Raw genomic sequence first — 12,913 nt, 5'->3', positions numbered from 1 at the left:
CGCCTCACCGGGCTGCTCCTTCGTTGATGCCGTTCACGAACGCGTGGTTGGCGGCGATCTCCCGCAGCCACTGCTGGGCGGTGTGGCGGGCGGACAGCTGGTCGTAGATGGGTGCGCCGGCGTCGGGGAGTGCCCGGCGGATGACCTGGGTGGGTGCGTCGATATCGGTGTGGTGGGTGCGGACGCGGACGGTGGCGGGTTGCCGGTAGTCGTCGACGTTGTAGGTGTCCTCGGCCTCGGCGGTGTCTTGGTGGAGCCACCAGAGGGCGACTCCGGCGGTAGTGGCGAGGACGGGCATGGCGGTGACGGCGAGGGCGGGGAGCGCGGTGGTGATCGCGTCGGCGATGGCGTCGAGGCTCATCGGGTGGCCTCGGCGACGTCGTACGCCTTGTTCTCCTGGCCCGCCGCGATGGCCTGCTCGGTGGCCTCGGTGATGGCGGCCTGGATCGTCTGGTCGCCCGCGCTGATGACCTTCCCGGCGGCGACCGGCACCTCTGGAACGCGGCAGCAGTAGCAGCCACGCCCCATCTCGGCCTGGGCTGCGGTGAGGGTGTACCGCCCGGCGTCGGCGGGGTTGCTGCGGTACCCGGATCGGCTGGGCCCCCACCACGACCGGTGGTGCTGCGACCAGATGAGGTAGTCGGCCTCGGCCTTCGGCAGGGCGTCCACGGCGGCGTTCAACTCCGCGATGGCCTGCCGGTGGTCGCCGGCGGTGTTGCCGGACCAGCGCCACACCTTGGCGGCCTCGACGACCGGCTTCAGCTCGTCGCGTTGCTGCCGTACCCGGGCGTTCTCGGCGACCAGTTCGTCGTTGTCCGTCTTCAGGTCGGCGTGTGCCTGGCCGAGGCTGCGCAGAGCGTTTTGTGCGGCGGCCAACTGCTCGTGCAGGCGGTTGCCCCGGTTGAGGGCGTTGCTGGCGGTCTTCCGGTGGTCGGTGGCTGCCTCGGTCATGGCGGCGAGCCGATCGGTCAGCTCGTCGACCTTGGCCCACGCCTTGTCGGTGTCCTCTTCCCACATGCGGCCGGCGTCCATGAGCCGCACCGTGGCGACGGCGGCCCACGCGGCGAGGGACATCGGGCCGGCGGCGGAGGCGGCGAGGTCGCGGGTGAGTTCGGCGGCGAACACTTTGGGCCCGACTTCGGCCAGGCGGGTCTTGCGGGTGGGGTCGCCGGTGAGGTCTTCGATGGTGTTGACGGCGGCGGGGTATGCCTGGTCGAGGCGGAAGATTTCGTGGGCGCTGTAGTTGGTCACGTCAGGCTCCAGATCAGGAGGGCCAGCAGGATGGCGTTGAGGGCGAGGGCTACCGGCAGGGCGATGGCGAAGCCCCGGAAGAACGGCGGCGGGTTGGTCGGGCTCATGCGGCCCTCCTCAGGTGCATGCGGGCTGCCATCCGGTCGAGGGCGGGCAGCCACCGGTCGCGGTGCTCGGTGGCCACCAGCCGGCCGTGCAGGATGGCCGGGTAGTCGTCGCCGGGGATGGCCATCAGCGCGGCGTTCTGGGTGTGCAGCTCCGAGCTGAGCGTTTGGAGGTCGACGTCGATCCGGCGGCGTTCGCGGCGTTCCCCGATGACTTCGCCGATGTACACGGCGACGGCGGTGAGGAGGGCGAGGGCGGCGAGGGTGAGGATCAGGCGGGCCATCACGCACCTGCCTGGCGGAAGTCGAAGAAGATCGGCTGCCGTGCCGCTGCCCGCATCTGCCGGCGGACGGCCCGGCAGTCGCAGCGCTCGCCGACGAGGACGGTCTTGCAGCAGCGCTTCACCCGGGCGGTGTGGCGGGGTCCGGGGCGTGCGTCGCTGGTGCCGGGGCCGGTCTCTACGCCGACGACCGATCGGAAGCGGGCGAGGATCTGCTCCTGCGCGCGAATGGTCATCGGGTCGCCTCCTGAAGATCGTGGCCGTGGACTCGCCGGTACTCGCCGGCCAGGTCGTCGGTCATCGCGCCGTCGAACGCGGAGTCGGAGTCCCAGCACCGGTCCAGCGGCTCGCCGAGGGGGCTGCCGTCGGTGTGGGTGCAACCACCGCCGGTGATGGGGCAGTACGCGCCGGCCGTGTCGGGGCGGTGGGTGAGCATCAGGCGGGTGGGGAAGATGAACGCCCCGCCCCACTCGGTGATCGCCCCTGCGGGCAGCGGCCCGTCCGGGCGGTGGCGGGCGGTGATGGACACGGCGCCGCTGGGGCCGATGGCGTACCAGCGCCGCTCGGCGTTCGAGTCGAGGACGTGGATCTCGATGTCGCCGCGGTTGTCGGTGTCGTACCAGGTGAAGCCGGTGAGGTGGTCGTGGATGGCCCGCTGGATGCGCTGCTCGTAGCTGTCCTCGTTCATCGCGTTGCCTCCCAGCGGGTGGTCGGGGCCATGTCGGCGACCAGCGCCGCGTGGGCCGTTTCGATGTCGTGCCGCACCGCCTGCCGCACCTCGATCTCTTCGCCGATGAGGTGCCGGTGCTTCGCGGCGATGACGCCGGGCAGGGCCGCCCAGTACGCCTCGGTGGCCTTCAGTACGGCGGGGGTGGCGTCGTGCAGCTTCTGGCGCAGGTCGGCGAAGTTGTTCGCCTTGATCGCGGCGCTCACCGGGTGCCGTCCTCGGAGGGCAGCGCGTCCACGGCGGCGCACAGCGCACCCTGGCGGGGGAACATCGTGTCGGTCGGCTTCGTGAACTGCGCCCGCCACACCCTCGCGGCGTCGACGACACGCTTCATGGCGGCGACCTGCTCGTGAAGGTCGTCAAGCTCGGCCTCGACCTTGTCCCGCTCATCCAGCTCAGCGCTGAGAATGTCGGACTTCTCGGCGTAGTAGTTGCGCTCCTTGACAGCCCTGGCCAACCTCTCGGTGAGGTCAGGCACGAGTTCGCGAGCCTCGCGGACGAATCGAGCATCAGCGGCGTAGTTGCCGGTGCTGGTTGCCAGGCCAGCGAGCACCCGCCGGTATGTTTCTCCGGTCCACGGACTGTTGGTTGCGGCCCGCGCGAGGGCGCGAACGGCGTCGAGGTAGTCGCTCATCGGGTGCCGCCTCGGGCGACCTTCGCGGCCTGCCGGTAGCCGTACTGGTAGGCGCCCTCGATGGTGGCGGTGGTGAAGTCGTCGCGGGTCCGGCGGCGGCGGACCAGTTCGGCCGGGTAGTCGGCCTCGACCGCGCTGGCCTCCATGTGCTGCCATCCGGCGTCCCCGAGGGTGATGGGCATGCGCTCGACGTCAGCGGCGGCCTGATTGCGGCCCTCCCTGTACGCCGACGAGAAGCTGTCCGGCAGGATGTTGAGTGCGACGAGCAGATCCACGGCCTCGCGGACGCTCTCGGCCGGGTACTCGGTCGGCTGGCCGGTGAAGTGCGGGGCGTCGGCGGGCTTGCGCCACACCTGGAACCCGGCCTCGTTCGGCCGGACCGCGACGGTGGCCTGGTCCTCGAACGGCGCGTTCTGGAAGCCGCGCGACGAGTCGCGCCAGTCGTTGGCCCTGCGCAACCGGCTGACCTCGGCGAGCAGCCGACGGTCCTCGGTGGAGGTAGTGGTCGTGGAGGTCATGGGATACTCCCTGTCGGTTCGGACGCCCCTGCGGACTTGGCGGTTGGTGGGGGCGTCGTTCTGTGTCCGGGCCCGGGTGGGCACCGGGGCGGAACTAGGCGGCGTCGGCGGGAACGCGACGCTGGCGCTCGCGGAACTCCCGGAGGCGGTCGCGCTTGCAGGTGCGGCACGCCCGGCCGCCCTCACGACGCCAGATGGTGTTCTTCTCGTCGAAGGCGTGACCCCGCTTGCAGGTCGCCTGCTGGGCAGCGAGGGACGCGAGCGCGATGGGCGAACGGAGCGTGTTCTCTCTGGGCGTGACCGGCTCCAGGTGCTTCGGGTTGACGCAGGCGCGAACCCGGCACAGGTGATCGATCTGGAGGCCGGCGGGAATCCGGGCGACGAAAACCTCGTAGGAGATGCGGTGGGCGATCCGGGTCTTGGAGGGCGTGCTCTTGAGCCGGAGGTCGCCATAGCCGGAGCTGTCGACCCGTCCCTGCCAGATCCAGCAACCCTTGTCGTCGACGACGATCTGCCGCTTGATCCGCTCAATCACGTCCTCGTACATCAGGCGGCGCTCCGGGCGCGGCGCTTCTTGGCCGACGCGACTGCGAGGCGAGACATGTGGGCGCGCAGAGCAAGCTCGGCCATCCGGGTGCGCTGCGCCGGGTCGGTTACCTCGGCGGGCACCTGCTTCTCGAAGCGAGCGATCAGTCCGCGCTGTCCGCGTTGGGCGGCGGCCTTCGGGTCGATCTCGCGGGAGGCGCGGGTGAGTCCGCCGATGCGGCCGGCGGCGGCGCGGTCCTTGCGCAGATGCTCGGTCATGCCGCCCGCTCCCACATCTCGTCGGAGGGGAGGTCGAGCCGGTCAGCCGCGCGGCGGGACGCCGTGAGGTTGGGGGTGTGAGTGCCCTTGAGCCAGCGGAAGAAGGTGGTGCGGGGGACGCCCATGAGCTGCGCTTGAGCGTTGCGCGATACTGCACCCAGCTCTTCGCAGCGCTTGCCGACCACGTCCCACCTCAACCGCCAGGTCTCGGAGGTGGCACCTTCGGGGGGTGCTGAGGTCTCATGCATGACACCCATCATGCAGGTTCCATAGGTGGAACGCAAGAGGCGACACGAAGTCTCCTGTATGACATTTGGTCGATGTAAGGTGTCGCCCATGACACTCGCTGCCGCGCTACCGGCCTGCGATAATGGCCCGCCACCCATGAGGTCTCACGTACGGCATGTGCCAGGTATGACGACGACAACGTCCGAACGGACGACCTACCTTGTCCCCATGCCGCCGTCCCCTGACCAAAGAGGTCACGACTTCGCGCAGCTCCTACGAGCGGGCCGCAAGAACAAGGGCTGGACCCAAGAAGACGTCATCGACGAATCCGGGGTCTCCAGGTCGACATACCTGCGCTGGGAAGCGGGCAAAGTCGAACGCCCGGACCCTGAGCAGGTCCGGGCGGTCTTCCGTGCGCTGGATCTCGACCCCCGCGAGGCTGCTGTAGCGCTCGGCTACCTGACGCGTGAGGAGATGGGCCTCAATCCCGAGCCGCCGCGGATGTTCGACGCGACGGTGGAAGAGGTCATCCAGATCCTCCAGGACCCCAAGGTGTCCGACGCGGAGAAGTTCGAGTGGGTGCAATACCTCAAGTTCCGCACCGGCCGGGCCATGGACCCGAGGCGGCGTCGCACAGGGTAAGGGAGAGCCGTTCCAGCGAGCATTCGCCTATGCGTTTCTCGCTCGCGGCCTACGCGCTCAGACGCTCAGTTGCTTGGCCGCTCAGCGCTGGACGCCTTGTAAGCGAGATGTCGCCGGTTCGATCCCGGCCGGGGGCTCCAATTACATCAGACCTTTCCGAGCGGCACTGCCGTGTGTCTGCCGGTCCGCCCCGAGGGGCAACCGGACGTCGACCACGTTCGCTATCGTGCCTCCGTCCCGCCATCAGGCGGCGGTCCACGGGGGAATCACAATGAAACACGGCACCACTCTGCTCGTGCTGGGTCTGACCGGCAGTCTGTTCTTTGCTGCCGGCTGCACTCCGACGACTGAGCCCACCCGCACCGACAAACTGGTTCAGGCCACCGCGACTGCCACTGCCGTGCCGTCCCCGACGCCCGACGTCCGCGTTGAGCTGGTCGCGGCATTGCAGCGGTCGCAGGGGGCTGCCCACCGGTACGCGGTGCGCGGCAACCTGCCCGAGGGGCAGAAGGTCAACGGCACGGGTGCCTTCGATCCGAAGAAGCGCCGTTTCCAGACCACGATCTCGGTCACCGGCGGGAAGTACCCGTCGGCGGGGAGCCGGATCGTGATCGGCAACGACAGTTACTCGCGGCCGTCCGACGAGAAGGACTGGGTGCACGTCGATCTGAAGCGAGTGAAGCCCGACGATTTCTTCCTCCGCTTCGACTGGGCCGACCCGACCGGCCTGAAGGCGTTCACAGCGTCGATCGTCTCGGTGGACCGCGTCGACCCGCACACCTACACCGGCCGTTTCGACCCCACCGGCAAGGACACCACGTCGTTCCTCCCCGTGGGCGCACCGAGCATCGTCTCGATCGGCGTACGCCTGTCGCCGTTCACGATCACCACCGACGACCAGGGTTGGGTCACCTCGATCAAGGTGGAGCTGAGCCCCAGCGATGGCCCGAAACTGACGCTGACCACCACCATGAAGGATCACGGGAAGTCCTTGAAGATCAACGCGCCGGCACGCGCTGGTGAGGCCGCCGACTTCTACTACGGCAAGTAACAGCTCAGCCGTACCGGGCAAATGTCACTGTGTCCCACAGCGGTGAGCCAGCGCGGCGCGTCGTTCGCCTCGGGTGTGGGCACCTGGGATCGGCCGGGATCAAGGACAATCGCCACCGGTGCTCCAGACCCTGGTCGTCCAGGTACGGACCGGCTGAGGGCGCTGGTCGAGCATTGGCGGAGGGGCGGCAATGAGATACGTCAGCCTTGAACGAACCAAGGACGGCATCCTTCTGGATGCCTGGGCATACGTCGAGCAGTTGTCATCGCTTGCTGACTCGTTGCCCGATGGAGCTCGCAGGTTCGCTACGGACCCCGACCACTAAGACTTCACTGGCCAGCGCTGCGTCAAGAGCCTGAAGCCCGCACGAGGAAGACCTGACCATTCGCTACCGGGGCGTACGGAGTCTGACGATTGAGCCCGCTGACCGTGAGCTGGACGTGGCCCAACTCCAGGACGTGATGTTGGACGAGGTGCTGCCGCACGAACAGGGGTGCCGGCACGAGATCGCCTGTCTCGCCGGCAGGATGATCGTGACGAGTCAGGACCTCACCGCGACCTGGCAGTACGCCGACTGTCCGGAGCGCGAGGCCAACCAGTAAGTCGACGCCGCCGGTGGTCCGGCGAGGAACGGACGCGGAGCCGCTACCCGACCGGACGACGGGGCGCCCGGCGCTAGCCTGGGGGCCGGAGCAGCGCGGAGCGGGACAGGGGCAGATGAGTCGGGCGGTGGAGGAGTCGAACCGGGCGATGCTGCGCGCCCGGGACGCGATGGACCGGGCGTACGCCGAGCCGCTGGACATCCCCGCGTTGGCCCGGATCGCGCACGTCTCCCAGGCGCACTTCATCCGTACCTTCCGGGCCACCTTCGGTGAGACCCCGCACCGCTACCTGCAACGCCGCCGGGTGGAGCGGGCGATGTCGTTGCTGGTGGAGACCGACCGGGACGTGACGGACATTTGCTACGCCGTCGGCTTCGGCAGTCTGGGCACGTTCAGTCGGACGTTCCGGCAGATCGTCGGGGAGTCGCCCTCGGATTTCCGGCGTCAGCGCGTCGCGCCGGCCAACGTGCCGTCGTGCTTCACCAAAGCCTGGACCCGACCCAGCAGTTTTGGATAAGCCGCAGGTCACGGTCTACCTCTAGCGTCATGGGCATGACGATGAACGCGATCAGCCGCTCCCAGATCTACGTCCTCGACCAGGACGCCGCGCTTGACTTCTACGTCAACAAGCTCGGCATGGAGGTCAACACCGACCAGGACCTCGGCTTCATGCGGTGGCTCACTGTGAACCTGCCCGGCGACCCGGAGCGCGAGATCCTGTTGGAGAAGCCGGGCCCGCCCGCGCTGGACCCGGCCACCGCCGAGCAGGTCCGGGAGCTGCTCACCAAGGGTGCCCTCGGCGGGTACCTCTTCATGACCACTGACGACGCCCGCAAGACGCATGAGGATCTTGTGGCCAAGGGCGTCGAGATCACCGACGAGCCGACCGAGCGCCCGTACGGGATCGACTTCGGCATCCGGGACCCGTTCGGCAACCGGATCCGCATCGGCCAGATGTTCCCCCGGGCGTAGGGGGCGGGCGATGAGCCAGGCCTTGGCGTTTCCCGTGGTACGGGCGGTGTCCGGCCGGGTCGACTGAGCCGACTGCCGCAGGCCGGGAGGTGCGGGTCGAACTCGTACCTCCCGGTGTGTTGAGGTGGGGATCATGGTGACCCGGTTGCTGTACCTGACCCGACACGCCGAGCAGGATCTCTCCGAGCCGAGTGGGCCCGATGCCGGCGAACCGGACACCGGCCTGTCGGAGCGCGGCCGACGGCAGGCCACCCTGCTGGGCGAACGCCTACGGGCCCGGCGGTTCGCCGCCGTCCACCACGGGCCGCTGCGCCGGGCCGCGCAGACCGCCGAGCTGGTCGCCAAGTCGCTGCCCGACGTTCCGGTGTACGAGACGGAGCTGGCCGGTGACCACCTCCCACACGACACGGATCCGGCTGGCCTGCCGCCCGCGTACGCCGAATTTCTGACCCAGTTCTCGGCGGCCGAGCGGGTCGACGGGCCGCGGGTGACGGCGGACGCGGTGCGGCGGTTCGCCGGCCCGGTCGCTGAGGGTCCCGCCGGTGGCGAACCGGTCCGCGAGTTGGTCGTGACGCACAGCTTCCTGATCGCCTGGCTGGTGCGGCACGCCCTCGACGCTCCGGAGTGGCGGTGGCTGGGTTTCAACTCGCACAACGCGGGGCTGACCGTCATCCGGTACAGCGCGGGCGGCCCGCCGAATCTGGTCGCCGTCAACGACGTGGCCCACCTACCGCCGGAGCTGCGGGCCACCGGCCTGCCCCCGGACTATCTGACGTAGGAGCCGGTGGCCCGCAGGAGCAGCTTGACCACCGCCTGGGTGGCCGGCGGCGGGGTCCCGTCGGCCGGGCAGTCGGCGTACCCGGTGTCGTTGCTGGCCACGGTGAGGCGGTAGTGCATCGCGTCCGAGCAGTTGGTCGCTGTGGTCGGCCGCCGTGCCTCGGTGGCGAGCCTGGAGTCGGCGGCCAACCCTGCCAGGATGCCCTGATCGGCAGGGGTTAGCCGGCCGTGGCGGCGGCTGCCGGCCCGGTCCGTCACTGTCCACTGACCGTCCGGCTCGACGACGATGGAGTCCCCGCGCCCAGCGAAGCCGCCGGAGATTCGCAACGCCACTCGGGGGGCCACACCGCTGGCCCCGGCGCTGACAGTGGGGGCGGTGGTCGGCTGCGCGGTGCCGGTGGCCGGGGCGGCCGGGCCGGTAGCTGTGGTGGCCGAGGGCTCGGCAGGGGTGGTGGTGGGGGCTCGGTCGACGCTGGTGCAACCGGTCAGGAGCGCGCCCAGGAGCGTGGCCGTGACGACTGTCGTCGATGCGGGTCTCATCTCCGTCGGACGCGCGAGCCCAACCGGTGGTTCCCCCGTCCGCGCCTGCGCCGGGTCCGACCGGTCGTCTTCGCTATGGTCGCCGCACCGGCGCGCGGCGTCGACGGCCAGATCGGCGGCGTCGCTCCAGGTGGCGCGGGAAAGGAGCGGACGTGTCGGACGCGGAGTTGACGGTCGAGGTGACCGGGCCGGTCGCCACAGTTGTCATCAGCAACCCGGCCCGGCGCAACGCGATGACCGCTGCCATGTGGCGTCAGCTCCCCGAACTGCTCGACCGGCTGGAGCCCGACCCCGACGTACGGGCGTTGGTGCTGACCGGCGCCGGTGACGCCTTCTGCGCGGGTGCCGACCTCGGTGACCTGGCCGAGTTGCTGGACGCCGGTGACGCCAGCATCGCGGTGGCCGCCGAGGAACGGCTCGCGCGGTTCGCCAAGCCGACAATCGCGGCCATCCGGGGTGCCTGCGTCGGCGGTGGGGCTCAACTCGCGGTCGCCTGCGACCTGCGGATCGCTGCCGACGACGCCCGTTTCGGCGTACCGCCGGCCCGCCTCGGGCTGGTCTATCCGGCACCGACGACGCGCCGGCTGGCCCGGCTGGTCGGCCCGTCCGCCGCCAAGCTTCTGCTGTTCACCGCCGAGCTGATAGACGCCGAGCGCGCCCTGCGGATCGGCCTGGTCGACGAGCTGCTGCCGGCCGACCGGCTCGCCGGACGGGTGGACGAACTGACCGCGACGATCGCCCAGCGATCCCCGCTGAGCATCGCCGCCGCGAAGGAGATCATCGACGAGCGCGCCGAGGCCGCGCGGATCGCCTGGTGGCACCGGAAGGTGACGACGACCGGTGAGGCCCGGGAGGGGGTGGCGGCGATCGCCGAACGCCGACAGCCCCGCTTCGCCTGGCGGCCACCGACCGACGACTGAGCGCCTCGGCCTCCGCGGGTGCCATGACAACGCGGGGACCCGGGGGCGAGACAGCTGATCGCGTTTGTCGTACGACCATCGATGGGTATCCCGGGACCAACCAGGGGCGGGGGCCTTCATGGAGATGGTGACTTCACCGCAGAGCCGCAGTCGTCGGCGGCTGGTGCTCGTGGTACTGCTGTCGGTTCTGGCGGCCGCCGTCATCGTCGGCGCGGTCGTGGTTGGCCGCGACACCGAAATCCTCGACGGTGAGCCGCCGGCCTGGGCGAACACTCTCGGCGGCGTCCTGCAACTCGCCGGGCTCGCCCTGACGATCGCCACGATCGTCTGGCTGGTGCGCAGCGGCCGGTTCCGCGCCGACCGGGAGTCGTCGCTGCGGCGGCTGAGCCCGTCGGACAGCCGGAGCCTGCAGCAACAGGTCAGGCGGTGCGCGCCGCAGGACGAGGCGGACTTCGGACTACTCCGGGACACCGCGCGGATGATGATCAACCAAAGTTGGTATTCGCTGATGCTGGTCGGTTTCGTGATCACCAGCTTTGGTCAGGCGCTGCTGAAGTTCACACCGCTGTTCACCGGTCTCTTCGCCGTACTGGCGGCGCTGGGCGTCGGTGCCGTCGCGTTCTCCTTTCGTGATGCCCGTCTGGCCAAGGTCTTCCTCTGCGCCCATCCGGCGCCGGATGGGTAGCTCCCGATCCACGCGGTGCTCAGGAGGCCACTATGGACGCGACAGCGATGAATCCGGACCGGGCCGGACAGAAGCAACGGCGACTCCGTCTGATTCTTGCCTTGAGCTGGTCGCACCGTCGGCGGCTGGCGCGGCAGGTTCGACGCGGCACTCCCGAGGCCGACGAAGACCCGGCCCTCCTCGTGGAGACCGCCCGACAGTTCACCGACCAGCGCTGGTTTGTAGTGCTGGTCGCCGGGTTGGCGATGACGAGCGTCGGTCAGGCATTCCTGGGGTTCGCGCCGTTCTTCGCGGTGATCGGCGGGTTGCTGCTGCTGATCTGGACAGTGCTGAGCGTGTCGGTCCTGCGAAACGCCCGCCGGGGCGAGGCGTTCCTGCGGGACCACCCGGATCTGGGCGGACGGTAGCCGAACACCGGTCCCACTCATCGCGAGATTTCGATCCCGGGTACCCGATCCTCAGGCCGGTACGGCAGGCTGTCCGTCGTGCAGCGTGATCAGTTGCTTGCGGGCCGCTATCGGCTCCTGGAGCGCCTCGGCAGTGGTGGCATGTCGGCGGTGCATCGGGCGTACGACGAGGTGCTCGAACGGGACGTGGCGGTGAAGGTGCTGGTCACCTCGGACACCAACGCCCCACAGCGGATCCGAGGCGAGGCAAAGGCCGCGGCCCGGCTGTCGCATCCCCACGTCACAAGCGTCTACGACTACGGCGAATCGGCGCTGGACGGTGTCCAGGTTCCGTTCGTGGTGATGGAGTTGCTCGGCGGTCACACCCTCGAACACCGGTTGGTGGCCGGGCCGTTGCCGCCGCGCGCGGGTCTACGGGTGTGCGCGGAGGTGGCCTCTGCCCTCGCCGCCGCGCATGAGCAGGGGTTGGTGCACCGCGACATCAAGCCGAGCAATGTGATGCTCACGCCGACCGGCGCGAAGGTGCTCGACTTCGGCATCGCGGCAGCCGCCGGCGCGCCGGAGATCGACTTCGAGGGGCGGCTGCTGGGCACGCCGGCGTACCTGGCGCCGGAGCGGTTGCAGGCCGGCGAGGTGCTGCCGGCCAGCGACGTGTACGCCCTCGGCCTGCTGCTGTACCGGGTGCTCACCAGCCGGTTGCCGTGGCCTGCCGAGGCGCGGACCGCCATGTTCCGCGCGCACACGCACGTCGAGCCGGACCCGCTGCCCCCGATCGACGGTGTACCGCCCGAGGTGCACCGGCTCTACCGCTGGTGCCTGGCCGGCGACCCGGCCGACCGGCCGTCGGCCGCGGACGCGGCCCGCATATTGCTCGCCGCCGCGAGCGGGGCGGCCCCCGAGGCGGCTGCCGTTGCCGCTGCCCCGGCGGCAAACGTCACCGAGCAGACCGGTGCCGCAACAACTGCCGGGCAGGCCGGCACCGAGCAGGCCGGCACCGAGCAGGCCGGCACCGAGCAGGCCGGCACCGAGCAGGCCGGAGCCGAGCAGGCCGGAGCCGAGCAGGCCGGAGCCGAGCAGGCCGGAGCCGAGCCGGCCGGCACCGAGCCGGCCGGGGCCGGGCAGGCCGGGGGCGCGCCGAGCGGCGATTCGGCGGCGCGGGTGAGGCGCGGGCCGTGGCGTCGGGGGCGAGCCATTCTGACTGTCGGCGGAGCGGTGATCGCCGCTGTGGCGCTCGCCGGCTCGCTCGGTGACTTCAGCAATCGTCGACAGGGGCAGAGCGCCGGGCCGACCGGCAGCGGCCCGGGCACCACCACCGTGGGGATGCCCCGCATCGAGGAGCCGGCCGATCCCGGACCAATCGCCGTGCCGCCGACCACTCACACACCGTCCGCTACCCGGATCATCCCTCCGACCGGTCCGCGCGGGACGGTGCTCCCGGGCCCGACGGCGGCGACTTCCGGCCCGATCCCGACCACTGCCGCGCCGACTCCCACGGCTGCCGCCGGTGTCCCCGTCGACGCGCGCGGCGGGACTGTCACCGCTCGCTGCGTGGGAAAGTCGGTCGAGGTGCTCACTGTGGTGCTTGCGCCCGATTTCCGGGTCGAGGCGTACGACCCGGGGCCGGCTAGGCAGATAGTGGTCGAGCTGACCTCCGCGGAGCACCGCAGCGAGATCCGGGTGCAGTGCCCCAGTGGCCAGCTGAAGTCGAGGGTGAAGGAACGCGCTCCCTGATCGGGGGCCGGCGGGTGCCGCGCCCGGGACGTACCCGGG

22 protein-coding genes are annotated in these 12,913 nt (G+C 70.3%); 10 read left to right on the top strand and 12 right to left on the bottom strand.

All coding sequences use genetic code 11. From position 1 onward, the window contains the following. Positions 1-4: 4 nt before the first annotated feature. The 11 genes from MED01_RS03425 to MED01_RS03375 all read right to left on the bottom strand — a co-directional run bounded on the left by MED01_RS03425 (position 5) and on the right by MED01_RS03375 (position 4,567). Entirely contained in the window at positions 5-361 is a 357-nt protein-coding gene (locus MED01_RS03425; RefSeq protein ID WP_238667082.1) for a hypothetical protein, read from the bottom strand. Further along, entirely contained in the window at positions 358-1,251 is an 894-nt protein-coding gene (locus MED01_RS03420; protein ID WP_238667081.1) for a hypothetical protein, read from the bottom strand. The genes MED01_RS03425 and MED01_RS03420 overlap by 4 nt, the downstream gene beginning before the upstream one ends. A gap of 103 nt (positions 1,252-1,354) precedes the next feature. Further along, entirely contained in the window at positions 1,355-1,639 is a 285-nt protein-coding gene (locus MED01_RS03415; protein WP_238667080.1) for a hypothetical protein, read from the bottom strand. Further along, the gene (locus MED01_RS03410) at positions 1,639-1,872 is read right to left on the bottom strand and encodes a hypothetical protein (RefSeq protein WP_238667078.1); all 234 of its coding nucleotides are present in this window, start codon (positions 1,870-1,872) and stop codon (positions 1,639-1,641) included. The genes MED01_RS03415 and MED01_RS03410 overlap by 1 nt, the downstream gene beginning before the upstream one ends. Continuing rightward, the gene (locus tag MED01_RS03405) at positions 1,869-2,324 is read right to left on the bottom strand and encodes a hypothetical protein (RefSeq protein ID WP_238667076.1); all 456 of its coding nucleotides are present in this window, start codon (positions 2,322-2,324) and stop codon (positions 1,869-1,871) included. Before MED01_RS03405 ends, MED01_RS03410 begins: the two co-directional genes overlap by 4 nt. Continuing rightward, on the bottom strand, positions 2,321-2,569 hold the full coding sequence (locus MED01_RS03400) for a hypothetical protein (RefSeq protein WP_238667075.1): 249 nt from the start codon (positions 2,567-2,569) through the stop codon (positions 2,321-2,323). Before MED01_RS03400 ends, MED01_RS03405 begins: the two co-directional genes overlap by 4 nt. Next, positions 2,566-2,997, bottom strand: a complete 432-nt coding sequence (locus MED01_RS03395; protein WP_238667073.1) for a hypothetical protein — start codon at positions 2,995-2,997, stop codon at positions 2,566-2,568. The genes MED01_RS03400 and MED01_RS03395 overlap by 4 nt, the downstream gene beginning before the upstream one ends. Further along, on the bottom strand, positions 2,994-3,515 hold the full coding sequence (locus MED01_RS03390; protein WP_238667071.1) for a hypothetical protein: 522 nt from the start codon (positions 3,513-3,515) through the stop codon (positions 2,994-2,996). The genes MED01_RS03395 and MED01_RS03390 overlap by 4 nt, the downstream gene beginning before the upstream one ends. A 94-nt stretch (positions 3,516-3,609) precedes the next feature. Then, positions 3,610-4,062, bottom strand: a complete 453-nt coding sequence (locus MED01_RS03385) for an HNH endonuclease signature motif containing protein (RefSeq protein WP_238667069.1) — start codon at positions 4,060-4,062, stop codon at positions 3,610-3,612. After that, complete coding sequence (locus tag MED01_RS03380; protein ID WP_238667067.1) at positions 4,062-4,319, bottom strand: hypothetical protein; 258 nt, start codon at positions 4,317-4,319, stop codon at positions 4,062-4,064. The genes MED01_RS03385 and MED01_RS03380 overlap by 1 nt, the downstream gene beginning before the upstream one ends. Further along, positions 4,316-4,567: a hypothetical protein gene (locus tag MED01_RS03375; protein ID WP_238667066.1), complete on the bottom strand. Its 252-nt coding sequence runs from the start codon at positions 4,565-4,567 to the stop codon at positions 4,316-4,318. Before MED01_RS03375 ends, MED01_RS03380 begins: the two co-directional genes overlap by 4 nt. A 208-nt stretch (positions 4,568-4,775) precedes the next feature. Here MED01_RS03375 and MED01_RS03370 point away from each other — a divergent pair, with 208 nt between their 5' ends. The 6 genes from MED01_RS03370 to MED01_RS03345 all read left to right on the top strand — a co-directional run bounded on the left by MED01_RS03370 (position 4,776) and on the right by MED01_RS03345 (position 8,592). After that, entirely contained in the window at positions 4,776-5,189 is a 414-nt protein-coding gene (locus MED01_RS03370; protein WP_238667065.1) for a helix-turn-helix domain-containing protein, read from the top strand. A gap of 271 nt (positions 5,190-5,460) precedes the next feature. Continuing rightward, positions 5,461-6,240 (top strand): hypothetical protein, encoded by a 780-nt coding sequence (locus MED01_RS03365; RefSeq protein ID WP_238667064.1) that lies wholly within the window; start codon positions 5,461-5,463, stop codon positions 6,238-6,240. Between the two features lie 440 nt (positions 6,241-6,680). Further along, positions 6,681-6,842, top strand: coding sequence for a hypothetical protein (locus MED01_RS03360; RefSeq protein WP_238667063.1), 162 nt, complete (start codon positions 6,681-6,683; stop codon positions 6,840-6,842). A gap of 115 nt (positions 6,843-6,957) precedes the next feature. Further along, positions 6,958-7,359: a helix-turn-helix domain-containing protein gene (locus MED01_RS03355; RefSeq protein WP_112582884.1), complete on the top strand. Its 402-nt coding sequence runs from the start codon at positions 6,958-6,960 to the stop codon at positions 7,357-7,359. Positions 7,360-7,394: 35 nt separating this feature from the next. Next, on the top strand, positions 7,395-7,814 hold the full coding sequence (locus MED01_RS03350; protein WP_088952055.1) for a VOC family protein: 420 nt from the start codon (positions 7,395-7,397) through the stop codon (positions 7,812-7,814). A 133-nt stretch (positions 7,815-7,947) separates the two neighbouring features. Continuing rightward, positions 7,948-8,592, top strand: coding sequence for a histidine phosphatase family protein (locus tag MED01_RS03345; RefSeq protein ID WP_238667061.1), 645 nt, complete (start codon positions 7,948-7,950; stop codon positions 8,590-8,592). Here MED01_RS03345 and MED01_RS03340 read toward each other — a convergent pair. Continuing rightward, positions 8,580-9,131: a hypothetical protein gene (locus tag MED01_RS03340; protein ID WP_238667060.1), complete on the bottom strand. Its 552-nt coding sequence runs from the start codon at positions 9,129-9,131 to the stop codon at positions 8,580-8,582. The genes MED01_RS03345 and MED01_RS03340 overlap by 13 nt on opposite strands. Before the next feature lie 152 nt (positions 9,132-9,283). Between MED01_RS03340 and MED01_RS03335 the strand changes: the two genes are divergently transcribed. The 4 genes from MED01_RS03335 to MED01_RS03320 all read left to right on the top strand — a co-directional run bounded on the left by MED01_RS03335 (position 9,284) and on the right by MED01_RS03320 (position 12,874). Then, entirely contained in the window at positions 9,284-10,051 is a 768-nt protein-coding gene (locus MED01_RS03335) for an enoyl-CoA hydratase/isomerase family protein (RefSeq protein ID WP_238667058.1), read from the top strand. A 118-nt stretch (positions 10,052-10,169) separates the two neighbouring features. Then, complete coding sequence (locus MED01_RS03330; RefSeq protein WP_238667057.1) at positions 10,170-10,736, top strand: hypothetical protein; 567 nt, start codon at positions 10,170-10,172, stop codon at positions 10,734-10,736. A gap of 32 nt (positions 10,737-10,768) precedes the next feature. Further along, positions 10,769-11,143 (top strand): hypothetical protein, encoded by a 375-nt coding sequence (locus MED01_RS03325; RefSeq protein ID WP_238667056.1) that lies wholly within the window; start codon positions 10,769-10,771, stop codon positions 11,141-11,143. A 78-nt stretch (positions 11,144-11,221) separates the two neighbouring features. After that, entirely contained in the window at positions 11,222-12,874 is a 1,653-nt protein-coding gene (locus MED01_RS03320; RefSeq protein ID WP_238667055.1) for a serine/threonine-protein kinase, read from the top strand. The last annotated feature ends 39 nt before the right edge of the window (positions 12,875-12,913 follow it).

The sequence above is a fragment of the Micromonospora alfalfae genome (assembly GCF_022230925.1).
GTDB lineage: Bacteria > Actinomycetota > Actinomycetes > Mycobacteriales > Micromonosporaceae > Micromonospora > Micromonospora alfalfae.
The sequence above is the reverse complement of the archived record's forward strand: the minus strand, read 5'-3'. Positions and strand labels throughout refer to the sequence as shown.